Genomic DNA, 24,141 nt, shown 5'->3' on the forward strand with positions numbered 1-24,141 from the left:
AGGACCCTGGCGCAATGCCCGCCGCCGCTCAGCCAGGCGCGAGCACGGGAAGCGCGGCCGCAGCTCGCCCGCGGGGGCGATGCCCGCGAACACGTTGGCGGGATCGAAGTCGCAGCGCACCGCGCTGACGAACGCGGCGGCGGGGTTGCGGTCCCGCGCGAGCGACCGCACCTTGTCGGCGGTGCGGTCGGAGATCAGGTCGAACTTGTTGGCGACGATGACGTCGGCCACCTCGAGCTGACGCCGGAGCGTGCGGATCAGCTCCCGGTCCGCCGAGAAGATGCTGTTATAATCAAGCGCATGCTCGGCATCCAGCACGGTCACGATGCGGTGCAGCGCGACTTTGCCGATCGCTTCGGGCTCGGTCATCGCCTCGACGATTTCCTCGGGATTCGCGACGCCCGTCAGTTCCATGACGATGACGTCCGGCCGCATCAGCGCGAGCCGCTCGAGACAGCCCCCGAGCTCGCTCTTCTTGCTGCAGCAGAGACAGCCCTCCGTGATGCGCTCCATCAGGGCGTAGGCGGATTCGCGGCTCACCTGCGTGCCGTCGACGTCGACGGCGCCGATTTCGTTCATGAGAACGGATGCGCGCAGTCCGCTCGCGTGGGCATGCCGCAGCAGCCTGAGCAGCAAAGTGGTTTTGCCGCTGCCCAGAAAGCCGCTCAAGACGATCACCGGTATTGCACGTTGCTCCATTTGGCCACGTCCTCCTTCCAGGTCCAGGCGGCGCGCCGGCATCCAAGCTTGAACGCCGTTACGCCGCCACATTCCAGAACTGTATGCGGCCGCGCCCGGAATTAACACCGATTTCGCCGAAGCTGTTAAAAACGCGGCTGGAGCGGTATAATGAGGCCAGCTTACAGGCGGGAGGAATCGCAATGGCAACGACAGACGGCGGACCGAACCGGTCCGCGAACGGGCCGCAGGGGCGCGCGGTCACCGTGCACCTGCTGTCCGGCTTTCTCGGCAGCGGCAAAACGACGCTCCTGAACCAGGTCGTCGATTACTATAAAGCGCAGGACATCAACGTCGCGGTCGTCATGAACGAGCTCGGCGACGTCAACCTGGACGGGCAGCTGCTCGGCGGCGAGGTGCCGATGGCCGAAATGCTCGGGGGCTGCATCTGCTGCACGATCCGCGGCGACCTGAGCCTCGAGCTGAAGACGCTGATCGACGAGCACGCGCCGGACGTGGTGCTCATCGAATCGACCGGGGCGGCGAACCCGATGGAGATCATCGACGCCGTGACGGAAGCGGCGCTGCTCCTGCGCATCGACCTGCGCACGATCGCGACCGTCGTCGACGGGCCGGAGCTGCTCGCGCGCGGCAAGCGCGGCGGGCGCACGTTCAAGCTGATGCAGGAGCAGATCCGCTGCGCGACGGATCTGATCGTGAACAAGGCGGACAAGCTGTCGCCGGAGGAGCTCGTCGAAGCGCAGCAGCTCGTGCGCGGGCTGAACGCGTACGCGCCGCTCACGGTCACGGTCCGCAGCGCGATCGACCTCGCGATCTTCGATCTCGCGGACGGCGCGGATCCGAAGCCCCGGCCGGAGGCGGCAGCGGGGACCGGCCGGGCGAAGGCCGCGGGCAGCCACGTCTGCGGGGCGGACTGCCGGCACGGCGAGCACGATCATGCACATGAGCATGGGCACGGGCATGACCGCGGGCACGAGCACGGCGAGCACGCACGCGAGTCGCACGTCCATGACGCGCACGCGCATGACTCGCATGCCCACGACTCGCATGCGCACGTCATGACGCTGACGCATTATTTGGCCGGGCCGATCGACAGCTACGCGTTCGAAGCGCTGCTGAACCGCCTGCCGCAGGACGTCTACCGGGCGAAAGGCATCGTGACGTTCAGCGACACGAACAGCCGCTTCCTGTTCCAATTCGCGTACCGCGAAACGGAGTTCATCCGCATCACGCCGCAGGGGGACGTGCACGACGTGGCCGTGTTCATCGGGGAGCACTTCGACAAGGACGCGCTGCTGGCCGAGCTGGCCGGCCTCGAATCGTAGGACGAAACCGCGATTCAGCGTCGAAATAAATTGGGTTTTGTTGGATAAAAGCGATCGCCGATGGACAAGCTACCACAGAATGGGTCGAACCATGGCCCGCGAAGGGAGCTGACTTGAAATGAAAACACCATCCTGGCGCAAGCAAATCGCTGCGCTCGGCACGGCGGCGGCGCTGCTGCTGACCGCGATGCCCGTATACGCGCAGGCGGCGACGCCGCCGTCGGAACAGCTGCAGGCGCAGCACGAGCAGGAACGCGACCACTGGCGCTTCGGCGGCGGTCACGGCCATGGCCACAAGCATGGCGAGCGCGAAGCCCGCAAGCTGGAATTCATGAAGGAAGCCGCGCAATATTTCGGCATTTCCACGGAAGGCAAGACGGCCGAGCAGTTGAAGAAGGAATTGAAGGCGGCCAAGGACGCGAACCCGGCCAAATGGGACAAGTTCATCGCGGCGAAGAAGGCGCAGCGCCTGGCCCGTTTGCAGGACACGGCCAAGCGGCTCGGCATCTCGACCGAGGGCAAGACCGCGAAGCAGCTGCACGACGAAATCCGCGAAGCCTGCAAGAACCGCATGATCAAGGAGAAAGGCGGCAAGCCGTCCGCGGACTTGAAGCCGGAAGCCAAGCCGGAAGCCAAGCCGGGCGCGTAGCCAAGCGCGCAGCCGGCGCAAGCGCAGAGCGGCCGAGCCCGGGGCAACCGGGCGAATCGCCGTTTCGGCGCGCATCACGATCGATCGAATACGACAAGCAGGGCCGTCATCGCGGGATGACGGCCCTGCTTGCGGTTCAGACGCTCGCGGCCGACGCGGCCTGCAGCTTGCGGAACGTCTCGTAGCTGCGGCGCGCGCACGCCGAGATCGCGATCGGATGGAAGCCGTTCACGGCGGCGTACAGCCGGTCGTTCAGCGGCGCGGTCCACGAGGCCGGCAGGGCGTCGCTCCCGAGCATCGCCCCGAGGACGGAGCCGACGGTCGCGCCGTTGCAGTCCGTGTCCCAGCCGCCGAGCACCGCGGTCGCGATCCCCTTCTCGAAGTCGCCGCCGGAGTGGATGAGCGCCGCCGCGCACAGCGCCGCGTTATTGTTCGTGTGCACGGGATGGTAGTGGCGGAACGCGTCCCAGATGCGCCGGGTCAGCTCGACCTGGTCGTCCGTCCCGTCGGCGATGGCGACCGCGTGCTTGATGTCGGCGGCCAGCCGGCTGCTCGCCGGAATCGCTTCGAGGCCGATTTCGACGATGCGGCGCACGTCGGTCTCCGCGAACGCGGCGGCGATCATGGCGGCGCAGAACATGGCGCCGTAGATGCCGTTCTTGACGTGGGAGAACGACGCGTCCCGCCAGGCCAGCTCCGCGGCCAGCTCCGGGTTCCCCGCCGCGCCGTAGGCGTAGCCGTCGACGCGGATTTGGGCGCCGATCCATTCCCGGTACGGGTTCAGATGCGTGCGGACCCAGTCCTTGGCTTCCGGCGTCAGCCCTTCGCGTTCGCCGCCGCGCACGTGCGACGTGATTTGCGCGAAATTCAGGTACGCCTGGGTTTCGGCGGTGCAGACCTGGGCGTAGCTGAGCCGTTCGTGCCACAGCTTGCCGACGTCCCAGGAGTCGAAGCCGAGGCCGCGTTCCTCCAGCATGACGAGGCCGAGCACGGTGTAGCGGATGTCGTCGTCGGTTTCCATGAAGCGGATGTTCTCGCGGGTGCTCGCCTTGCACCACTGGGCGATGTGGATGTCCGGATACCGCTGCGCGGCGCCCGACTCCAGCGGCGTGTAGCCGGCGATCGGCCACGCGTCCGCGCCCTCGAACCAGAGCCTCACGTTCGCGGTGCCCGACCGTCCGCCGGAGCCGTTCATGAACGGCCATGATTCCAGCGGCTTGCCGAGCGCGCAGCCCGCGGCGCGTCCAAGCCACGCGCCTTGGAATTTATCCAGCCATTGCGCGTCGGTATGCGTGGGCGAAGCGACCGGGGCCGCCGCCTTCGGGCGCAGCGCCCGAATCTCCTCGAGCTCCGACGGCTCGTCGTACGGGAAATCCGCCGCGACCGGCAGCGCCGCCAGCTCCCGGTACAGCCGCATCAGCTCCGCCTCGTCCGCGCCCGCCGCTTCCGCGCGCTCCGCGAATCCCGCGACGTCGCAGCCTTCCTCCCCGCGCTGCTTCACTTCTTCCTTCACCAGCGCCTGAAGCGTATCCCAACCTGCCATGTTTTCGACCGTCCTCTCTTGTCCGTAATGCTTTCATTGTACGGGATGGGCGGACGGCGTTCTTCTCAGGAAGGCGGCGCGGACTTCTCACTATTTGCGCGTGGGGGCGGCATCCGGCGCGCCGAGGCCGAACGTCTGGCGGAACTGGACCGGCGACAGGCCCGTAGCGTCCTTGAAGGCGCGGTAAAACGTCGCGAGGCTCTGGAAGCCGCAGTCGAAGCCGATATGCGCGACTTGCCGGTCGCTGCCGGCGAGCAGCCGCTTGGCTTCCTGCACGCGCAGCAGCGCGACGTAATCGGCGAAGCGCCGGCCCGTGGTCTCGCGGAACACGCGGCTCGCGCGGGACATGCTGATGCCGAGCTCCTCCGCCACGTCGCGCAGGCCGATCGGCTCGCGGTAGCGCTGCTCGACCAGCTGCGCGAGCGCCTTGGTCTGGTTCGCCGACCGCGCGGCGGACAGCTGCTGCTCGGCGGACAGCTCGCGGGTATAGTGGCGCAGCAGCAGGCCGCACAGCTGGATCAGGGCGCTCTTGGCCATTGCCAGGCAGCCGGGCTCGCGGTCCCGCAGCTCCCGTTCGACCGCCAGCATCCACGGAGTGACGGCCTCCGCGAGCGCGGATCCCGCGGGGATCAGGTTATGGAAGCGGGACGAGCGGTAGGCGAACGGCAGCAGCAGGCCGGGGTCTTCGGCCAGGAGCAGGGCGCCGTCGAAATTCAGGAACAGGTAGCGGCTCGGGTCGTCCGGGTCGGATTGGGCGATATGCAGCTCCTCATTGTTGACGAGGAACACGTCCCCCCGGTTTACCTCGTACGCCTTGCGCCCGAAATAAAACCGTCCCGTGCCCGACAGGCAAAGCCCGATTTCCAAGCTGGCATGGGCATGGAGCGGCTGCCGGTACGCGTGCGGCGTCCAGCGGAACGCGTTGATGGACACGTCGTGTTCGTACGTGATGGTCAGCTTCATGCGCGGCAGGACCTCCTTGCGGGATGCGGCGAGGGCTCGCCGCATCGCGTTGCCACTAGAATACACCATGACGGCGCTTTCAACAATTCGTCGGGACGATTGCCGCGGCATGAAAAAAGCCGCCTCCGAACAGGTTCGGAAACGGCCCGCGTCGTCCGCGCCCGCGGCGATGCGTTACTTCTTTATCGTCCGCAGCTCCACGTGCCGCGCGATGACGAGATCCATGATATGCCGGTAAACGCTCTCCGCGTACGCCGGATTGAGCCCGCACTGCTCCGCGTACGTCGCGAGCTTGCGGAACTGCTGCGCTTCGCGGTCGGGGTCCTGGGCGTTCAGGCCGTGCCGCTCTTTATAGACGCCGACCTCTTCGGTGAATTTGAAACGGTCTGCCAGCAAGGCGATCATCTGCCGGTCGATTTCGTCGATGTTCGCTCTCAGTTCAGCCAAATCTGCCATCTGATGCACTCCTCGCAAGTTTTCGCACTTAGACGCTTCTACGCAATAAAGTTCAACACCACATTACCATAGTCCGCCGAGAGCTGTAAACGGGTTCCGTTTCCAATCCGGCAAAAATATTGCGCGGCTCGTCCGGCTTGCGGGCCGCATGCCGGCGAGACGAAACGGGGGCCGACGGCCGCCGAGAGCGAAAAAACCGCCATACCGAGAAGCGGAAATGGCGGCTCCATGGATGCGGCGCTGCGCACGCTCCTACTTAGCGAAAGCCCGGCCTCAGCGCCGGCTCGCCGACGCGATGAGCGCGGCGATGCTGCCCGCGGGGTCCCCGGCATCGCGCTGCCGCATGCGCGCGCGGACGGCGTCGCGTTCGGCGTACAGCCGGCCGAGAGCGGCAAGGAACGCTTCGTCCGTCAGCTCTTCCTCCTGCAGCACTTCGCAGAAGCCGGCTTTGCGGAACGACTCCGCGTTCAGGATCTGGTCGCCGCGGCTCGCCTCCTTGGACAAGGGGATCAGCAGCATCGGCTTGCGCAGGGCTAGGAATTCGAAGATCGAATTGGACCCGGCGCGCGAGACGACGAGCTCCGAGCAGGCGAGCAGGTCGGGCAGCTCGTCGTGGACGTACTCGTACTGACGATACCCTTTTACCTTGGCATATCTGTCGTCCAACTCGCCTTTGCCGCACAGGTGGATGAGCTGAAACGTCTTCGTGAGCTCCGGCAGGTTGCGGCGAATCGCGTCGTTGATCCGCTTCGAGCCCAGGCTGCCGCCCATGACGAGCAGCACCGGCTTGCCGGGAAGCAGCTTGCTCCACTGCAGCCCCTTCACGGCGCTGCCGCGCAGCAGCTCGCGGCGGACGATCGGGCCGACATGAACCGCTTTGCCTCCCTTGATATGGGCGGCGGTCTCGCCGAACGTGACGCACACTTTCCGGGCGAACGGGTTGGCGATCCGGTTGGCGAGGCCCGGCGTCAGATCGGATTCGTGGATGATGACCGGCACGCGGTTCAGCCAGGCGCCGAGAACGACGGGAACGGAGACGAACCCGCCCTTGGAGAAGACGACGTCGGGGCGCAGCTTCCGGATCGTCCGGTACGCCTGGAACACGCCTTTCATGACGCGGAACGGGTCCTTGACGTTCTGCACGTCGAGGTAGCGGCGCAGCTTGCCCGTCGAAATCGGGTAATAATCGACATCGCGCAGCCGGGCGATCAGCTGCTTCTCGATGCCGCCGCTGGAACCCATGTAGACGGCGTCCCAGCCTTGGTCCTGCAGGAGCGGGATCAGCGCCAGGTTGACGGTCACGTGACCCGCCGATCCGCCTCCGGTGAAGAGGATCCGGCGCGGCTTCTCGTCCGGCGGACGAGGCGAGGTTGCATTTGGCATAGTCGGCTCTCCTTGTTAAAATCGTTATGAACAGCGTAACACAAATTCCGCATGGAGTCCGGGAGGGAAGGTAAATGTCCGCATCGTCATTCGATTACGTCCTTCAACAATATGCGGAGAGCCGCGCCGCGCATGACCGAACGCCGCGGCCGGACGAGCTCGAAATCGTTCGCTTGTACGCGGCGATGCTCGCGGGCTGGAACGACCGCAGCGCGGAAGCGATGGCGGCTCCGTTCGCGGAGGAAGGCGAGCTCATCGGCTTCGACGGCAGCGAGGCGTCGGGCAGAGCCGGCATTCTCGCGCACCTGGCGCCGATCTTCGCGCATCACAAGACGCCCCGATACTGCGTCATCGTGGCATCCGTCAAGCTGATCGCCGCGGACGCCGCGATTCTTCGCGCTTATTCCGGCCTTGTACCTGACGGCGCGGCCGACATCGATCCGAAGCTGAACGCGCAGCATGCCCTGACCGCGGCGAAGCGGGAGGGCCGGTGGGCGATCGCGCTCTTCCAGAACACGCCGGCGCAGTTCCATATGGAGCCGGAGCGGGGGGCCGAGATCACCGCGGCGCTGCGGGCATTGCTCCCGATCGCGGGCTTGCGGTAAAGGCGCGGCGTCCGAACGGCAGCGGCGCGTTCGCGGAGGCATTCGCCTTCCGGAACGCGCCGCTGCCAATTGTTGCTCTTGACATTTGATAATGAGATTCATTATCATTTGGGATAGACTTTGTCCATCAATCAGGAGGGTAACATCGAATATGCGCAACGCACGAACGGTACGGAAAACGGGAGTTCTTCTCGCCGGCTTGCTGGCGGTCATGCTGGTTTTGTCGGCATGCGGCGGCAACGGCAACAACGGCGGGGCTAACGCCGGCAATCAAGCGAACACCGGCGCGAACGCCGGTCAATCGAACGGCGGCGCCAACGATAGCGCGAACGCGGGCGGCGAACCGGCGGCGGAGCGGACGGTCACGGACGGCATGGGGCATCAAGTGACGATTCCGGCGAATCCGCAGCGCATTCTCGCATCGTATTTGGAGGATCCGGTCGTGACGCTGGGCAAGAAGCCCGTCGCGCAGTGGTCCGTCGCGAACGGCATTCAGGATTATTTGGCGCCGCAGCTGAAGGACGTGCCGACGATCGCCTACGATCTGCCGGTCGAATCCGTGCTCAGCTTCTCGCCGGACCTGATCATCATCGGCTCGGAGTCGTCGGTGCAGAAGGGGCTTTACGAGCAGTACGCGAAGATCGCGCCGACCTACGTGCTCGGGGATAAAGTCAACAAGGACTGGCGCGCGGCGCTGACGACGATCGGCGATCTCCTCGGCAAGCAGGACGAAGCGGCCAAGGCGCTTCAGAATTACGACGCGAAGGCGGCGGACGCGAAAGCGAAGCTGTCCGCGGCTATCGGCGGCAAGACGGCGGCGGTGCTGTGGCTCGTGTCCAAGAACTTCTACCTCGTCGACGAGACGCAATCGAGCGGCGCGGTGCTCTACAAGGATCTCGGCTTGACGCCGCCGAATCTCGTCAGCGACCTCCCGGAGGGATCCAAAGCCGTGTGGAACCCGATCTCGCTCGAGAAGCTCGCGACGCTGAACGCGGATTACGTCTTCCTCGTGAACAGCGACAAGAACGCGGGCGAGGATTCGCTCAAGGATCCGGTATGGCAGGGCATTCCGGCCGTGAAGAACGGCCATGTGTTCGAAATTCCGAGCACGAGCAGCTGGCTCTATTCCGGCAAGATCGCCGGCGAGCAAATCATGGACGAAGCGGTGAAGGATTTGACGCAGTCCAAGTAAGCGGTCTTCATGGTCGCATGAACAACCGCCCTGTCTCCGTTCGGAGGCAGGGCGGTTGTTGGCGTTTCGATTGCAGCGCGAGGCGGCCGCTACGCGCGCATGCCTTTGCCGCCGAGCGGCACGTGCTTCACCTGCTGGTCGAAGCCCGCGATGAGCGGCTTGGCGCGCGCGATCATCGCCTGCGTCTCCTCGAGGGAGAGCGAAGCCCGGTGCGCCTCGGCATTGTCCCACACCTCGGTAATCCAGACGGCGTCCGGTTCTTCCGGCAGCAGGCTGACGACGTAGATTTGGCAGTCGGGGACGGCATCCATGCCGGCGGCCGCCTCCATCAGAATCGCGGCCAGCTCGTCGCGTTTGCCCGGCTGCGCGATCATTTTGCCGGATAAGCCGAATTTGCTCATACCCACACATCCTGTTCTCTTGGACTTGCCTTCATCATACCGAACGATGGCTGACAAAACCAGTCAGCGAAGAAGGCGGCGGGCCATGCTCTTGCGCCCCGCCCGACTCCGGTCCGCGCCCGCGCCGGCAATGGAGGGTTCCTCGCCGGCTCCTGCCGCTCGTGAAGTTCGTACGGCTCATAGCGCTCCTGCCGCTTATGCCGTTCGGAATGATCATGAAGCTCGCGGCGCCTCGCCGCTTATCCGAACGTGAGCAGTCCCATCGCCTGCTTCGCCTTCCGCAGCGTCGCGTCCGCGGTCGCCGCGGCCCGTTCCGCGCCGTCCCGCAATACCGCCAGCAGCTCCTCGGAATCGACGATGTCGGCGAACCGCCGCTGGATCGGCGCCAGCTTGGCGATGACCGCTTCCGCGATGTCGCGCTTGAACGCCCCGTAGCCGACGCCGGCGAAGCGGCGCTCGATCTCCGGAACGCCGGCGCCGGCGAACACCGCGTAGATCTCGATCAGGTTGCTGATCTCCGGCTTCCGCTCCCAGTCGTAGCGTACCTCGCCTTCGGAATCGGTGACGGCCTTGGCGAATTTTCTGTTGATCAGGTCCGGGTCGTCCTGCAGCAGCACGCAGCCGTTCGGATTCGGGTTGCTCTTGCTCATCTTCTTGGACGGATCGTCGAGGCCCATGATGCGCGAGCCGATCTCCGGAATGACGGGCTCGGGCACGGCGAACACCGGCGCGAACCGGTTGTTGAACCGCTCGGCGAGGTCCCGCGTCAGCTCCAGATGCTGCTTCTGGTCGTCGCCGACGGGCACGTGCGTGGCCCGGTACAGCAGGATGTCCGCGGCCATCAGCACCGGATAGGTGAACAAGGCCGAGCTGACGGCGTCCTTTCCGTGCGACTTGTCCTTGAACTGCGTCATCCGCCCGAGCTCGCCAAAATGCGCCTGCGTCTCCAGCAGCCAGCTCAGCTCGGCATGCGCCGGCACCTGCGACTGCATGAAGATCGCGGCTTTCTTCGGATCGACGCCGGCCGCGACGTAGTACGCCGCGATCTCCTTGGAGCGGCGCAGCAGCAGGCGCGGGTCCTGCGGCACGGTGACGGCGTGCAGATCCGGCACGAAGAAATAGCACTCGCAGTCGTCCTGCAGCTTGAGAAACTGATGCAGCGCGCCGCCGTAGCCGCCGATATTGAGCTCCCCGCTCGGTTTGATGCCCGAAATGATTCGGTTCACGTTCATTCCTCCCCGGTCGATATCATCGCGTTCCAAAACAAAAAACACCCCGTCCCCAAAGGGACGAAGTGCTGGACTCCGCGGTGCCACCCGAATTCGGCGCAAGCGCGCCGCGACTCTCGCATGTCAAAACGACTAACATGCGTCCCTTGGATAACGGAGGGACCTGCCGTCAACGCCTACTTGCCGTTTCGCGGAAACGGCGTTCGGATTGAAGCGAACGGAGCCATTCGCCGCGCTCGATCGTGCCGGACCTTGCACCGTCCGCCGGCTCGCTGGGACCATCGATGGTCGCGGGTACTCTTTCCGTTCATAGCTGTCGCATATCTGTTTTTGGTGATGGTTAGACCTAACTCTAGCGGGAAAGCGGTTAGGTGTCAAGGGCGCTTCGCCCCGTGCGAACGACCGCTCCGCGACGCGGCCGCGCCGGAACCGTTCGGCAGCCCGCCCGCTTATTCCGCGGAAGCCGCCGTCGCCGCGACCGTCTCGGCCCCCGGCGTTTCCTCGCGCTTTTGCAGCACTTCCTTCTTCAGAAACCAGCAGGCGGCGAACGCCGCGATGACGAAGACGAACGAGATGCCGAAAATGCCTTGGAACGCGTCCGCGAACACGGTTTGCACCTTGATCAGCAGGTCGTGCGGGAGCCCTTGCGGAATGCCGCCGGTCGCGATCGTGTTCGCCGTGCCCGCCGGGAGCCGGTCGGCCATCCCCGATACGCCTTGGTTGATGTGGCGGGCCAGCAGGCTGCCGAAGACGCTGAGGCCGATCGTCGCCCCGAGCGACTGGAACAGCTGCACGGTGCCGAGCGCGGCGCCGCTGTCGGCCTTGTCGACGGACTCCTGGACGATCAGGTTGTCGCTGCCGAACAGGACCCCGATGCCGAGGCCGAGGATGAAGAACGTGACGATGACATAGAGGACGCTCGTGTCGAGGCCGATGCGCGTCAGCAGGTAGAAGCCGACGACCGGCAGCGTGAAGCAGGCGATGAACAGATTGCGGTACGGCACCTTCGTGATCAGGAAGCCGTTCGCGATGCTGGACGGAATCGCGCCGGCCATGAACGCGAGCATCAGGTAGCCGGCCGCCGTCGGCGTCAGCCCCATGACGTTCTGCGCGAAAAAAGGGAACGTGGCGATGCCGCCCATAATGCCGAGCATGAGGATGAGCACGATGCAGGACAGCACGACGACCGAACGGTGCCGGAACAGCCGCAGCGGAATGATCGGCTCCTTCGCGCGGCGCTCGATGAAGACGAACAGCGCCGTCAGCGCGGCGGACAGCGCCAGCAGGCCGACGATGAGCGGCGACGACCAGGACAGGCCCCGGTTGTCGATCAGCACCGGCGCCATCAGCAGGGACAGCAGGGCGGCGACGAGCGTCGCGGCGCCGGTCCAATCGATCGCGCGCTTCTCCTCGCCGCGCGACTCGCGCATGCCGATCCCCAGCACGGCCGCGGACAGCAGGCCGACGGGGATGTTGATCAGGAACACCCAGTGCCAGTTCACGTGGCCGACCATGTAGCCGCCGACCGTCGGGCCGAGCAGCTGGGGCAGGATCATCAGCGGACCGAAGAGGCTTTGAATCTTGGCACGCTGCTCGAGCGGGTACGTGTCGCCGATGATGACGAGGGCGAGCGGCATGAGCCCGCCGGCGCCGATGCCTTGGATGCCGCGCCCGACGAGCAGCATCGTCATGGAATCGGCCAAGCCGCCCACGATCGAGCCCGCCATGAACAAGGCCATGCAGCTCAGATAAACGCGTTTGCGGCCGTACAGATCGGCCAGCTTGCCGAGAATCGGCATGAACATCGTGACGGCCAGCATGTAGACGCCGGCGACCCAGCCGTAGAGCGACAAGCCGTGCAGCTCCCGGATAATCGTCGGCATCGCCGTAGAGACGACCGTTTCGTCGAGCTCGGCGAAGATCAAGCCGAGCATCAGGCCCGCGAGGACGAGCCCTTTGTTGTTTGTCGTGGCAACCATGTCGAGAATCTCTCCTGTCTTTATCGGCTGTCATGATTATAGGTCATGCCGCGCGGCGGGAAATCGATCGCGAGACCGAGGCGGGCGACGTCCATTGGGCCGAGGCAGCGGGGACCCGGAGAGGGAGACGGCGCGTTCGCCATCATGCAATCAAGATAACCGCTTTAAATATTCCTTGACGGGAATATTCCTGATAGGGTATATTTGGCATGCGCAATTGGCATGTGAAGCGCGGCTCGCTAGAAGGTGCTGATTCGAGGTTTGAATAGGCGTCAACCAATCAATGAGGATTCTAAGGAGGCTAATGCAATGAAAAAAACGTTGATTCCCTACTGGATTTTTACCGGGCTGCTTGCGGTATTTATGGGTATCGGGGCGATTCCCGATGTTAGTTCGTCCAGCGACGCGGTTGAACTCTTCAAGCATTTGGGGTACCCCGACTATCTCCTTCCGTTTCTTGGAATCGCCAAATTGTTGGGGGTCGCGGCGATCCTTATTCCAGGCTTTCCGCGAATCAAAGAATGGGCATTTGCCGGACTGTTTTTCGATTTATCAGGCGCGATGTTTTCAACGATCGCCGTGGACGGCCTTGCGAGCGGTTTGATTTTCCTGATCGGATACATCATGATCGCAGGCTCCTATTTTTATTATCATCAAAGATCGAAATCGGGCTTATCGCGCGAAACGCGGCGCGTGAATAAAGCCAACGGCGAACTTCAAGGCTACTAACTCCTTACTGGCAGAATGCCGGGTCATCAAACGGTCCGGGTCATCAAACGGTTATACGGAGGTCCGGCGAATCGCGCATGCCGAAAAGCCCCGGCTTCGTCGTCCGAAGCCAGGGCTCGCGCGGAGCGCCGAATCGCGTCAGGCCTGCTCCATGAGATGGAGCAGCAGCGCCTTCTGCGCGTGCATGCGATTCTCCGCCTGCTGGTAAATGATCGAGCTCGCCGATTCAATCAGCTCCTCTTCGATCTCGAAGCCGGGGTGAATCGGCATGTCGTGCATGATGTACGGCGCGTGGCCGTTCAGCGCGCGGCGGCTCAGCTGGAAGGGCAGCATCGTCTTCATGCGGAAATCCTTGACCGCGGCGTAATCCGCGCTGTGGAAATGCTCCATGTCGATCCACGTGTCGGTGTACACGTAGTCGGATTGGGCCGCCGCCTCTTCGAGCGAATCCATGCGCATAATGCGGCCGCTCGCGAACGCTTCGTCCATCAGCTCGCCGTCCCACGAGGCTTCGTTCACGATCGGCGTGACGAGCAGCAGCCGGACGCCGAGCGCGAGGCAGCCCGCGATCAACGAATTCGCGACGTTGTTCTGAATGCCGACGTACGTGACGGTGACGTTCTCGAACGAGCCCGACACCTCGTAGATCGTCATCAGATCCGCGAGCGCCTGGCACGGGTGATAGCGTTCGCAGCAGCCGTTGATGACCGGGACGGTCGCGTAGCGGGCCAGCTCCTGCAGATCGGAGTGCTTCTTCAGCCGCGCCACGATGAAGTCGATGTTGCGCGAGACGTAGCGCGCTTCGTATTGAATGGGCGAAATGCTGAAATTGCTGGCGTTCCAATCCATCGGCACGGCATAACCGCCCATCTGGTTGATGCCCGACTGGAAAGAGAGGTTCGTCCGGGTGGACGTCTTCTGGAACAGCATCAGGACGCCTTTGCGCTCGCAGGCGTTCGCGAAGCGATCGGGCTGCTTCTTGATCGCGATGCCTTTTTGGATCAACCCGAGCAGCTCGGCGCGGTTCAGTTCTTTCAACGATAACAAGTGTTTCAAAACGGGCACCCCCAGGAATGAATTATAATTCGTTCGTGTGAATTAATATTCATACTAGGCTGTTGCGTCCCCGTTGTCAATATCGTTCATTTAACCTTAACATGATCGCGCCAAGGGTTTGCGGTGTGAATAAATATTCAGATTATGCAGCGGAGGCGCGAGAGCGGGTCCGCGGTTCGCGTTCCGTCCTTCCGCGCGGCTTCGGGAAGCGCCCGGAGCCGTCCGAAGCGTTTCTACATTATAGCGCGCCTTTCCGGCGGGCAGGCCCGTACGCAAAAACGTCCAAGCCGCAACTTGTCTGCATATTCGTCCAAGTCCCCTCATACAAATGGTACAAGTCAAGCGTAAACGGCTCTTGTCCCGTACGCGACCCGCGCGCGATATCCGCGCGGGCTGCCGTACAACTCCGGATACGTTTAAAAATTGTGATGAGGGGTTGATCTCATGCGTCGTCGATTCAGTTTCCTCGCAGCGATCTTGCTATGCCTCACGGCGGTGCTCGCAGGCTGCGGGACGAAGGACGCGGAATCGGTAGTCAAGGATTTGGACAAAACGTTGAGCAGCTTGGACAGCTACACCGGCAAAGGCGTCATGACGCTCTACACGGGCCAGCAGCCGCTGGAATATCAAGTGGACGTTTCCTACCAGAAGCCGCAGTATTACCGCATCGCCCTAACGAACGCCAAGAAGGACATCACCCAGATCGTGCTGCGCAACGACGAAGGCGTGTTCGTCCTGACGCCGCGCCTGAACAAAGTATTCCGCTTCCAAAGCGACTGGCCGGCGAACCAAGGCCAAGTGTACCTGTACCAAACGCTCGTTCAAAGCATTCTGCTGGACAACTCCCGCCAGTTCGCGATCGACAACGACGCATACGTGTTCGACGTCATGGCGAACTATCAGAACGGCTCCCTGGCCCGGCAGAAAATCTGGCTGAACAAATCGGATTACGCGCCGAACAAAGTGGAAGTCAGCGACGCCAACAACGCGGTCATGGTTTCCGTCAAGTTCGATACGTTCAAGTTCGGCTCCAAGCTCGAGAAGAGCGTCTTCGATACCCAGAAAAACATGGGCACGCCGGCAACGGGCGGCGACCAGCCGACGATGGCGTACCCGGACAACGGCAGCAACGCGGACAACGCGAATACCGGCAATACGAACGCGAGCAGCGACAACGCGTCCGCTTCGCCGGACAACAACGCGGCGACGAACGGCAACGCGGACAACGCGGCGACGAACGGCAATGCCGACACCAATGGAAATGCCGACACCAACGGAAATGCCGACGACGCGGCGACGAACGGCAATGCCGATAACGGAAGCGGCACGAACGACGCCAGCGGCAACAACCCGGACGACAACGCCAGCACCGGCGCGAACGACAACGGCAATTCGGCGGACGGCAACGCGGCCGACGATTCGGACGACACGATGGCGCCGGCCGGCGGCGGAGACGCGGACGGCACCTTTACCGGCATGGATCCGGCGTACTTCCCGGACGGCGTGTCGGAGAAGGATAACCAAAGCATCGTGTTCGGCGGCAATCCGGGCATCATGATCCGCTATTCGGGCACGTACGATTACACGCTCATCGAGACGCAGCCGAAGGACGTCGCCGTATCCGCGACGAAGGGCGAGCTGAAGGATCTGGGCTTCACGTACGGTCTGCTGAGCGGCAGCGAGGAGGACGAACAGCGCACGCTGACCTGGACGTACGACGGCACGGAGTTCCGAATTACGAGCGCGAACCTGCCGGAGGAAGAGATGATCAAGGTCGCCCAGTCCGTACAAGGCGAGATGTCCAAATAGTACCGGCGGCAAGCCTGATTTCCAACACTTGCTCCGGCCGCGCGGCCGCGAATTCATTGACACGACCAAGCCGTACCGTATAACATAAAGGTTACGGGTTAACGAGATAAACGCCTGCCCATTCGTGGGGGGCGTTTACTTTTGTGGAAATGAAGGTGGAGCAAGTTGACTACGGCTGGCTATTATCGCCCGACGCGGGCCGAAATATCGTTAGACGCGCTGAAGCATAATTTGCAAGCTTTTCGCGCGGCCATACCGGAAGGGATGCTGCTGATGGCATCCGTGAAAGCGAACGCGTACGGCCACGGCGCCGTCGAAGTGGCGAGAGAAGCGGAGCGCTGCGGGGTCGATTATCTCGGCGTCGCGTTCCTGGACGAAGCGCTCCAGCTGAGGGAGGCCGGCGTGAAGACGAACATTCTCGTGCTCGGCTACGTGCCCCCGGAAGCGCTCGCCGCCGCGCGCGATGCGAACGTCGCGATCGCGCTGTTCCGCGACGACGTGCTCGAGGCGGCCGCGTCCCTGCCGGACAACGGCAAGCGGCTCTCTGTCCACGTCAAGGTCGACACCGGCATGGGCCGGCTCGGCCGTCTCGCGGTCGGCGACGCGGTGCCGTTCGTCCGCCGGGCGGTCGCGGCCCCGAACGTGAACGTCGAAGGCTTGTTCACGCATTACGCGCGGGCCGACGAAGCCGACAAGGGTTATACCGAGCTGCAATACGGCCGGTTCAAGACGGTCGTGCGGCAGCTGAAGGCGGAAGGGATTCGCATCCCGATCGTCCATGCGGCCAACAGCGCCGCGGGCATCGACACGCCGGAAATGGGCGGGGGCATGCTGCGCCTGGGCATCAGCATGTACGGCTTGTATCCGTCGACGGAAGTGAACGGCAGCCGGATCGCCTTGAAGCCGGTCATGACGCTCAAGACGGCGGTCGTCATGACGAAGGAAGCCCCGGAGGGCTGGGGCATCAGCTACGGCACGCGTTATTTCGCCAAGGCCGGCGAGCGGATCGGCACGCTGCCCGTCGGCTACGCCGACGGCTACAGCCGGATGCTGACGGGCCGGGCGGAGGTGCTCGTCCGCGGCCGCCGCGTGCCGGTGCTCGGGACGATTTGCATGGACCAATGCATGGTCTCGCTCGAGGCCTTCGCCGGGGACAGCCCCGTCGGGAACGGGGAGGAAGTCGTGCTGATCGGCGCGCAGGGCGGAGCGTCCATCACCGCCGAGGAAGTGGCGGCGAAGCTCGACACCCTCAATTACGAAGTGACGTGCATGGTCGCCGCGCGGGTGCCGCGCGTCTATACGCGGGACGGGAACATCGTCGCCGTCGCGAACCCTTTGCTGCGGGCGAAGGAATAATTTCCATGCATTAGATGCGATTGTCGCAAGAGGATTTTATCGTCTTATCACGAAATAGTAAGAACGGGTAGACTTTTCGTCAGACTTTGTTTATCGTTAGTCCGGGAGGTTCGGGCGCCGCGACGAGACGGCCGCCGGTTCCTTGCCGGCATGTCCCGCCAGCTATGGATGCAGCATACTTGATATACGGGTTGCATACATATGAGGGTGTATAAGACGGACCAAACAATGACATACTGTTACTGTTTTTTGAAATATAAGCCTTTTTTGCCTGTCTGCGGCTTATGTTTCTCCGGGATGAAACGCGTTTCGCCTTCTTCGGGACGGCGACGGCCGTTTCACCTTGCTGGAAATGTTTTGGAGGTGCGAGTTCGGTGGCCAATTTGCAAAATACCAAAAGGATTATGATCAGTTTACCGGATCATTTGCTGGAGGAAGTCGACGGAATCGTCGCCAAAGAAAACTCGAACCGAAGCGAATTCATTCGTCAGGCTATGAAGCTGTATTTGATTGAACGAAAGAAGCGTCAAATTCGGGATTCCATGCAGCGCGGCTATCTGGAGATGGCGAAGATCAACCTGGTAATGGCTTCGGAAGCTTTTCAAGCGGAGGAAGATGCCGGCGACACGCTCGGCCGACTCGTAAGCGGGGTGTAAGCTTGATCGTAAAACGCGGCGATGTGTTTTTTGCGGATTTGTCACCTGTCGTAGGTTCCGAACAGGGCGGCGTGCGTCCTGTTTTGGTGATTCAAAATGATATCGGCAACCGCTTCAGCCCGACGGTCATCGTGGCGGCGATCACCGCCCAGATCCAAAAGGCGAAGCTGCCGACGCATGTCGAAATCGACGCGGCGTCCCATGGCTTCGACCGGGATTCCGTGCTGCTGCTCGAGCAGATTCGAACGATTGACAAACAGCGGCTTACCGACAAAATCACGCATCTCGACGACGAAATGATGCGCAAGGTGGACGAAGCGCTCCAGATCAGCGTCGGTCTCATCGATTTTTAGTTTCCCAATCGCATAATCACGGAGACAAGGGCCCTTGCACGGGCTCTTTTTTGCGTTCGCGGGACAAGCTTCGCGGCTCCCGGCCGCCCATCCGTCTGCGGACGGAGCGCAAGTTCCATCTCCCGCCGCTGTCTGCGCCGACGCTTGCGGCGCATAATGGGAACATAAGAACGAATAAGCGGAGGAATGAACGATGATGAGAACGACAAGCCGGCCGGATTTGGAAATTTCGGGCATCGGCCACGCCGGGGGCGGCGAATATTACGGCGTGAAGCTTGACGGCGTCTGCAAGGTCGGCGGCACCGTCGACTGCTTGACCTTCGAAGCGAACGGCATGACCTCGGTCGACGGGGACGTGCGCGCGGAGCAGCGGCTGGAATCGAACGGCAAATTCACCTGCCGCGGCGGCCTGCGGTCGGGGGGCATGAAGCTGGAAGGGCAAATAACGGTGAACGGGCCGATGCAGGCGGAACGGTTGGACCTGAACGGCTACGCGAAGGTCCGCGGAGATTGCGAAGCGCTGCAGGCCAAGGTTCGCGGCGCGCTGGTAATCGAAGGCCGGCTGACCGGGGACGAACTCGACGTGAAGCTGGAAGGTCCGTTCGAGGCGGAGAGCATCCGCGCGCGGCATATCGCCGTCCGGCATTCCGGCAAGGGCGGGCTGCGGAAGCTGCTCGATTCCCTGCTGCCGGCCTGGCAGGCCCGTCTCCGCGCCCGCGTCATCGAAGGAGATATCGTCGAGCTCGAGGAGACGACCGCGGAAACCGTCCGCGGCCGCACGGTCATCGTCGGCCCGGGCTGCAGCATCGACTGCGTGGCTTATTCGTCCGACCTCGTCGTGCATCCGCAGGCGCAAGTGCGCGCGAGCTATCGGATCGAGTCTTAAGGAGGGGGGAACCGGCATGCATGCGGCGATGAAACGCAATATTAACATTACGGGCAACGGCACGATGCACGGCGGCAGCTTCCGTCACGTCCGGGTTATGGGAGAGGCGAAGATCCTCGGACCGACCGAATGCGAATCCGTGCACTGCATGGGCACGCTCGACGTGACGGACACCTTGGCCGCCGGGCGTTACAAGCAAATCGGGGAAGTCGTCGTGAACGGCGATCTGGTCGGCGAGCAGTTGAACGTCGTGGGCCGGCTCGACGTGCAGGGCAGCGTGCGCGGACGTTCGGTACGATTGCGGGGCCAGCTCGACGTGCGGGGCGAGTGCGAGGCCGAACGGTTCGAAGCGAGGGGCGGCTTCGCCATCCGCGGGCTGCTGAACGCGGGCGAGGTCGACATCCGTACCTGGGGGCCGTGCAGGGCGAAGGAAATCGGCGGCCGGCGCGTGGTCGTGCGCCAGAGCAAGTGGGGTGGGCTGAAGCAGCTGTTCTCGGGACAAGGGCCTTTGTCGCTGACGGCCGAGCTGATCGAAGGCGAGTACGTTTACCTGGAAAACACGACCGCCGACGTCGTGCGGGGCGCGAACGTGACGATCGGCCCGGGCTGCCGGATCGGGCTCGTCGAATACCGCGACCAGCTGAAGCGGCTCGGAGACGCGCGGATCGACGCCGAAATCAGACGATGAACGACAAGAACTGACAATTTTGCGGTAGACAGCCAAAATAATGTCTGCTATGATGAGGTCAATATTACTAGTGCAGATCACTAGCGAACGCTTTGCGAAGAACGCAAGCTCGGGCTATACGCCCGGCTTGCGTTCTTTTTGTTTTCGCTAAGGAAGCTGCCGGAGGGATGGCCATGAACCGAAAACGACATTTGCTCCTATCCGTGACGGCCGCGCTGCTGTCGGGCCTGCTCGTCTACGGCGTTTACATGCTGCAGCTGCGCCAGGTGAAATTCCAGGAAACGGTGAACGTCGTCGTGCCGCTGCGCTTCGTCGCCGCCGGCGAGCGGCTCGCGCCGGACATGCTGGGTCAGAAGCAGATCGCGAAGGCGTCGTTTACGGACGACATGGCGATGAGCCGCGACGAGCTGGCCGGCATGGAGGTCGTCGTGCCGTTGGGCGCGAACGAGCCCTTGCTGCGCTGGAAGGTCGATAAATTCCGCCTGCTGCCGAGCCAGAGCCAGTCCACCTTCGGCATCCCGCGCGATTACGTGCTGTCCGTGTCGAACGGCATTCGGGCCGGGGACAAGGTGATGGTGTACGTCTCGGGCGAAGCCGCGGGGTCCGAGCGGCTGTTCCCGGAAGCGGTCACGGTCGCGTCCGTCAAGACCGCGGGCAACGTGGAGATCGACGACGCCGACAATTCCAGCCTGCTGTCGATGGCAAGCGGGGACAAGGAGGCGATGTACGCCTCCAGGCGGGACGCCAACGGCATGATCGATTACATTAACCTCAATCTGACGGAGGCGGAGTGGCTGAAGCTCGATTCCTTGTGCAAGGGCGGCCAAAGCAAGCTCGTGATCGCATATTCGCCGGAATCGCTCGACGTCGGCTCCCCGCCCGCGGAGGGCACGCCATGAGCGCGTCCGGCCCGTCCGCCGAGGGGGCGGCGCCGCTGATCGCGTTCGTGGGCACGACGCCGAACATCGGCACGACGACCGCCGCGTTCGCCGCGGCCTGCCGGCTCGCGGCGGAACGCGAATGCAGCGTCGGCTTCCTCTGCTTGAACCTGAAGAGCGCGAAGACGCACCGGTTTCTCGGCGTCGACGAACCGTCGACGACGCTCGACGAGCTGCGGCCGGAGCTGGCGACGCGTTCGCTGAACGCCGAGAAGCTGCTGCGCTCGACGCATCGGTGCCGCGGCGTGCCCGGCCTGCGGGTACTATTCGGCAATTTGCTGCGCGACCAGGCGGAGTTTTACGCGATGGAGGAGATGGAGCATTTGCTCGCCGTCGCGGCGCGGACGTTCGACGTCGTCGTCGCGGACGTCGGCGCGTACTGGGACAACGCGGCGACGATTTGCGTCCTGCGCCGCGCGAGCACGCGCATCGTCGCGACGACGGGGGCGCTGTCCCATTTTCAGGAGGACGGCCAGCGCTGGCTGAAGCAGCTGGCGCCGCTCTACGGCATTCCGGCCGATTCCTTCCAAGGCATCGTGATTCAATCCCCGCGGGGTAAAGGAGGATATCAAGTGAAAGACATTTGCAACGAGCTGGGCGTGCCGCTGCTGGGCGAGCTCGCATTGACGGAGGAGCTGCTCGCCCAGCTGGACAGCGGAACGCTGGACGAATGGCTGGCCGGGAGCGAGCGGGGGAAGCGGACGATGCAGGCGCCGGCGAAGGCCATCGCCGACGTCTACGGCCTGCGGGGCAGGCCCAAGCCGGCGATGCAGCCCTGGTACAAGAAGCTGCTCGCGCATCGCGGCGGGGTGAGCTCGTAATGAATAAGGACGTTCGATTTTCGCCGGCCGCTTATTCGGCCAAGCTGTGGGCGGGTGAAGAGACGCCGGCGGCGGCGTCTGCCGCGGGTCACGACGCGATGCGCGATTTCCGGCGCCTGGCGGAAGACGTGCGCACGTATCTGGCCCAGCCGCGCGGTGAGACGGAGGAAGAGCGCCGGGAGTACAACGAGTGCTTGAACCGCGCCGTGCTAGGCTATGGCGCGGACCGCGAGCGGATTCTGGCCGTCATCGCCGACCGGCTGCTCCGCCAGCGGATCCATGAGCTGCCCGGTTTCCGGCACCCGTACGCGACGTTGGCGGAAGCGTTGTTCGCCGAAGTCATCGGCATGAACGTGCTGGAGCTCGTGCTGCTGAAGCGGGAAGGGCTGGAGGAGATCCAGGTCGTCGGCACGTCGGTGTTCGAGGTGCGGGACGGCGTCGCCCGCCCGTCGGCCTACGCGTTCGAATCGCTGCGCGAAGTGGAGCGGATCCAGCAGAACCTCGTCTTGTACAACAACGACCGGATCAATCCGCGGAAGCGGTGGGCGGAGGTCATGCTCCGCGACGGCACGCGGGTGACGATAACGGGGTTCGGCTTCACGGCCAAGCCGACGCTCACGCTGCGGTTCTATACGGTGCGGCGCTTCGAGCTCGCGCAGCTGAGCAAGCCGGAATACGCCACGATCAGCGACCGCGTCCGGCACATGCTGCTGGCCGTGCTGCACGCCCGGCTCAACGTCGTCGTGATCGGTCCGACGAACTCGGGCAAGACGAATTTGATCAAGGCGCTGATCGGCGAAATGCCGGACGAGGAACGGCTCGTCACGATCGAGAGCCGGCATGAACTCATGCTGCAGCGTGATTTCCCGGCGAAGAACGTCATCGAGTACGAGGTGGACGAAGACGATCCGCAGCATCGCTCGGCCCAAGCGTTCAAGCTCGCGCTCCGGCAGTCGCCGCAGCGGATCATCCACGCCGAGATTCGGGACGAGGACGCTAACATCTACGTGCGGGCGTGTACCCGGGGCCACGCAGGGAGCATGACGACGCTTCATGCCAACGCGCTCGAGGACGTCCCGGAAGCCATCTCGGACATGTGCCTCCAAGACGGGCGGGGCTTGAATCCCGAGCGGCTGACCAAGCGGATCACGGAATACGTGACCCAGGTCGGCATCGAGATGCGGTTTGCCGGGGGACGCCGCCGGCTTGTGCGCTTAGCGGAGCTATATTGGGCCGACGGCGCGCCGGCCGTGCGGGAATGGGCGGTATTCGACGAAGCGGCGGGCAATTGGCGGTACCCGCACTCGCCTTCGCCCTCCGCTGCGGCCCGGCTGAAGCTCGGCGCGCCGCTGGCGGGAGCGGCGGCCTGGCCCGAGCTCGGCGCGGCGTCCGCGCTTGCTCCCGCGCAGATTCCCGTGCCGGCGCAGGCCGGAGCCGCGGGTCTCCGCAAGGCGGGGGCGTGGAACGCGCCATGATGCGGCTGACCACGATGCTGTTCGCGGCGGCGCTCTTTTGCACGCTGTTCGTGGCTGTCCGCGGCCTGTTGGACGCCTGGGCGCAGCGCCAGCAGGTCATCGGCCGGCTCAGCTACCGCAGGGAGCAGCGGCTCGGCGAGCGCTTGGCCCGGTATTTGCAGCGCTACGACCGGGCGTACCGGCATCTCGCCGAGCTGCTGGAATCGCTGCAGGTCAGCCTGCGGCCCGGTTCGATCGTCGTGCTCAGTCTGCTGCTGCTGATCGTCGGCGCCGCGTTCGGCGCGATGTTCTTCCGCAGCCCGAAGGGGCTGCTGCTGACGGCCGGCGTGCTCGGGACGCTGCCGTACCTGCTGCTGCGCATGATGCAGGTGCGCCGCCAGATGAAGACGCGGATCGATTTCCTGCCGGCGATCGAGCTGTTCTACCAGTGCTGCCTCGTCAGCGGCGGGCGGCAGATCCGCACGGCGCTGCAGCGCACGGTGGAGGAGAAGCGGATGCTTGGGCCGATGCAGGAGGTGTTCGAGCAGCTGTACCGCAATCTCTCCGTCCGCGGGGACGACGAGGCCAGCTTGCGTGTTTTCGCGGCGTCGCTGGGCCACGTCTGGGCGGATTACTTCGTCAACATCGTGCGGGCGGGGCTCGCGGAGGGCCATCCCATCGCGGGCAACCTGAGGGACCTGATTACGGACATGCGCAAGGCGCGCAGAGCCAACCAGCAGGAACGCAATAAGCTGCTGGAGATCCGCGTGGCCAACTTCACTCCGATCTTGTTTCTGGCGCTCTTCATGGGCATCAACTTTCATTACAATCCGGAGAACGCGTACCGATATTACGTGCTTGATCCCGGCGGCCGGAACATGCTGCTGAACGCGGCGGTCATGATCTTCCTGTCCTTCGTCATGGGGCTGTGGCTGTCCCGCAAAAAAATGTGAAAGGGGCGTGCCGCTTCG

At 63.7% G+C, this 24,141-nt stretch carries 24 protein-coding genes; 15 read left to right on the plus strand and 9 right to left on the minus strand.

Translation table 11 applies throughout. The features are described 5' to 3' along the window. The coding region (locus tag I8J29_RS26905; protein ID WP_276316340.1) for a GTP-binding protein at nt 1-699 on the minus strand (699 nt) is incomplete at its 3' end. Between the two features lie 182 nt (nt 700-881). Between I8J29_RS26905 and I8J29_RS26910 the strand changes: the two genes are divergently transcribed. Beyond that, complete coding sequence (locus I8J29_RS26910; RefSeq protein ID WP_208850456.1) at nt 882-2,024, plus strand: CobW family GTP-binding protein; 1,143 nt, start codon at nt 882-884, stop codon at nt 2,022-2,024. A gap of 118 nt (nt 2,025-2,142) precedes the next feature. Next, on the plus strand, nt 2,143-2,673 hold the full coding sequence (locus tag I8J29_RS26915; RefSeq protein WP_208850457.1) for a hypothetical protein: 531 nt from the start codon (nt 2,143-2,145) through the stop codon (nt 2,671-2,673). A gap of 136 nt (nt 2,674-2,809) precedes the next feature. On the opposite strand, the gene I8J29_RS26920 is transcribed toward I8J29_RS26915, so the two are convergent. The 4 genes from I8J29_RS26920 to I8J29_RS26935 all read right to left on the minus strand — a co-directional run bounded on the left by I8J29_RS26920 (nt 2,810) and on the right by I8J29_RS26935 (nt 7,018). Beyond that, nucleotides 2,810-4,216, minus strand: a complete 1,407-nt coding sequence (locus I8J29_RS26920) for an ADP-ribosylglycohydrolase family protein (protein WP_208850458.1) — start codon at nt 4,214-4,216, stop codon at nt 2,810-2,812. A 90-nt stretch (nt 4,217-4,306) separates the two neighbouring features. Continuing rightward, the gene (locus I8J29_RS26925; RefSeq protein ID WP_208850459.1) at nt 4,307-5,179 is read right to left on the minus strand and encodes an AraC family transcriptional regulator; all 873 of its coding nucleotides are present in this window, start codon (nt 5,177-5,179) and stop codon (nt 4,307-4,309) included. Between the two features lie 174 nt (nt 5,180-5,353). Continuing rightward, nucleotides 5,354-5,635 (minus strand): chorismate mutase, encoded by a 282-nt coding sequence (locus tag I8J29_RS26930; RefSeq protein ID WP_090644287.1) that lies wholly within the window; start codon nt 5,633-5,635, stop codon nt 5,354-5,356. Between the two features lie 273 nt (nt 5,636-5,908). After that, on the minus strand, nt 5,909-7,018 hold the full coding sequence (locus I8J29_RS26935; protein ID WP_208850460.1) for an undecaprenyldiphospho-muramoylpentapeptide beta-N-acetylglucosaminyltransferase: 1,110 nt from the start codon (nt 7,016-7,018) through the stop codon (nt 5,909-5,911). Nucleotides 7,019-7,092: 74 nt separating this feature from the next. Here I8J29_RS26935 and I8J29_RS26940 point away from each other — a divergent pair, with 74 nt between their 5' ends. Together I8J29_RS26940 and I8J29_RS26945 are read left to right on the plus strand one after the other, a co-directional pair. Then, nucleotides 7,093-7,623, plus strand: coding sequence for an SgcJ/EcaC family oxidoreductase (locus tag I8J29_RS26940; RefSeq protein WP_208850461.1), 531 nt, complete (start codon nt 7,093-7,095; stop codon nt 7,621-7,623). 151 nt (nt 7,624-7,774) lie between these two features. Further along, nucleotides 7,775-8,815: an ABC transporter substrate-binding protein gene (locus I8J29_RS26945; protein ID WP_208850462.1), complete on the plus strand. Its 1,041-nt coding sequence runs from the start codon at nt 7,775-7,777 to the stop codon at nt 8,813-8,815. Between the two features lie 89 nt (nt 8,816-8,904). Here I8J29_RS26945 and I8J29_RS26950 read toward each other — a convergent pair whose 3' ends face one another. From I8J29_RS26950 to I8J29_RS26960, 3 genes are all read right to left on the minus strand, one after another. Next, on the minus strand, nt 8,905-9,216 hold the full coding sequence (locus I8J29_RS26950) for a putative quinol monooxygenase (RefSeq protein WP_208850463.1): 312 nt from the start codon (nt 9,214-9,216) through the stop codon (nt 8,905-8,907). A gap of 239 nt (nt 9,217-9,455) precedes the next feature. Next, nucleotides 9,456-10,442 carry a tryptophan--tRNA ligase gene (gene trpS, locus I8J29_RS26955; RefSeq protein WP_208850464.1) on the minus strand — a complete coding sequence of 329 codons (987 nt, stop codon included), beginning with the start codon at nt 10,440-10,442 and terminating at the stop codon, nt 9,456-9,458. A 452-nt stretch (nt 10,443-10,894) separates the two neighbouring features. Beyond that, nucleotides 10,895-12,424: an MDR family MFS transporter gene (locus tag I8J29_RS26960; RefSeq protein ID WP_208850465.1), complete on the minus strand. Its 1,530-nt coding sequence runs from the start codon at nt 12,422-12,424 to the stop codon at nt 10,895-10,897. A gap of 309 nt (nt 12,425-12,733) precedes the next feature. Between I8J29_RS26960 and I8J29_RS26965 the strand changes: the two genes are divergently transcribed. After that, nucleotides 12,734-13,153, plus strand: coding sequence for a DoxX family protein (locus I8J29_RS26965; RefSeq protein WP_208850466.1), 420 nt, complete (start codon nt 12,734-12,736; stop codon nt 13,151-13,153). Nucleotides 13,154-13,291: 138 nt separating this feature from the next. Here I8J29_RS26965 and I8J29_RS26970 read toward each other — a convergent pair whose 3' ends face one another. Beyond that, entirely contained in the window at nt 13,292-14,209 is a 918-nt protein-coding gene (locus I8J29_RS26970; protein ID WP_208850467.1) for a Rossmann-fold NAD(P)-binding domain-containing protein, read from the minus strand. A gap of 444 nt (nt 14,210-14,653) precedes the next feature. Between I8J29_RS26970 and I8J29_RS26975 the strand changes: the two genes are divergently transcribed. The 10 genes from I8J29_RS26975 to I8J29_RS27020 all read left to right on the plus strand — a co-directional run bounded on the left by I8J29_RS26975 (nt 14,654) and on the right by I8J29_RS27020 (nt 24,123). Then, nucleotides 14,654-16,018: a DUF4367 domain-containing protein gene (locus tag I8J29_RS26975; RefSeq protein WP_208850468.1), complete on the plus strand. Its 1,365-nt coding sequence runs from the start codon at nt 14,654-14,656 to the stop codon at nt 16,016-16,018. A 165-nt stretch (nt 16,019-16,183) separates the two neighbouring features. Then, nucleotides 16,184-17,374 (plus strand): alanine racemase, encoded by a 1,191-nt coding sequence (gene alr, locus I8J29_RS26980; RefSeq protein WP_208850469.1) that lies wholly within the window; start codon nt 16,184-16,186, stop codon nt 17,372-17,374. 374 nt (nt 17,375-17,748) lie between these two features. Next, nucleotides 17,749-18,030: a CopG family ribbon-helix-helix protein gene (locus I8J29_RS26985; protein WP_090644307.1), complete on the plus strand. Its 282-nt coding sequence runs from the start codon at nt 17,749-17,751 to the stop codon at nt 18,028-18,030. Nucleotides 18,031-18,032: 2 nt separating this feature from the next. After that, the gene (locus I8J29_RS26990) at nt 18,033-18,383 is read left to right on the plus strand and encodes a type II toxin-antitoxin system PemK/MazF family toxin (protein ID WP_090644310.1); all 351 of its coding nucleotides are present in this window, start codon (nt 18,033-18,035) and stop codon (nt 18,381-18,383) included. Between the two features lie 193 nt (nt 18,384-18,576). Next, the gene (locus I8J29_RS26995) at nt 18,577-19,269 is read left to right on the plus strand and encodes a hypothetical protein (RefSeq protein WP_143089048.1); all 693 of its coding nucleotides are present in this window, start codon (nt 18,577-18,579) and stop codon (nt 19,267-19,269) included. A gap of 16 nt (nt 19,270-19,285) precedes the next feature. After that, entirely contained in the window at nt 19,286-19,957 is a 672-nt protein-coding gene (locus I8J29_RS27000) for a hypothetical protein (RefSeq protein ID WP_208850470.1), read from the plus strand. Nucleotides 19,958-20,130: 173 nt separating this feature from the next. Continuing rightward, nucleotides 20,131-20,856, plus strand: coding sequence for an SAF domain-containing protein (locus tag I8J29_RS27005; protein WP_208850471.1), 726 nt, complete (start codon nt 20,131-20,133; stop codon nt 20,854-20,856). Beyond that, the gene (locus I8J29_RS27010; RefSeq protein WP_208850472.1) at nt 20,853-21,716 is read left to right on the plus strand and encodes a CpaE/TadZ family protein; all 864 of its coding nucleotides are present in this window, start codon (nt 20,853-20,855) and stop codon (nt 21,714-21,716) included. Before I8J29_RS27005 ends, I8J29_RS27010 begins: the two co-directional genes overlap by 4 nt. Further along, nucleotides 21,716-23,191 carry an ATPase, T2SS/T4P/T4SS family gene (locus I8J29_RS27015; RefSeq protein ID WP_208850473.1) on the plus strand — a complete coding sequence of 492 codons (1,476 nt, stop codon included), beginning with the start codon at nt 21,716-21,718 and terminating at the stop codon, nt 23,189-23,191. The genes I8J29_RS27010 and I8J29_RS27015 overlap by 1 nt, the downstream gene beginning before the upstream one ends. Continuing rightward, a complete protein-coding gene (locus I8J29_RS27020; protein ID WP_338113293.1) occupies nt 23,176-24,123 on the plus strand; it encodes a type II secretion system F family protein in 948 nt (315 codons plus the stop codon). The genes I8J29_RS27015 and I8J29_RS27020 overlap by 16 nt, the downstream gene beginning before the upstream one ends. Nucleotides 24,124-24,141 lie beyond the last annotated feature (18 nt).

The organism is Paenibacillus artemisiicola, assembly GCF_017652985.1.
In the GTDB taxonomy this organism is placed as follows: Bacteria; Bacillota; Bacilli; order Paenibacillales; family Paenibacillaceae; genus Paenibacillus_Z; species Paenibacillus_Z artemisiicola.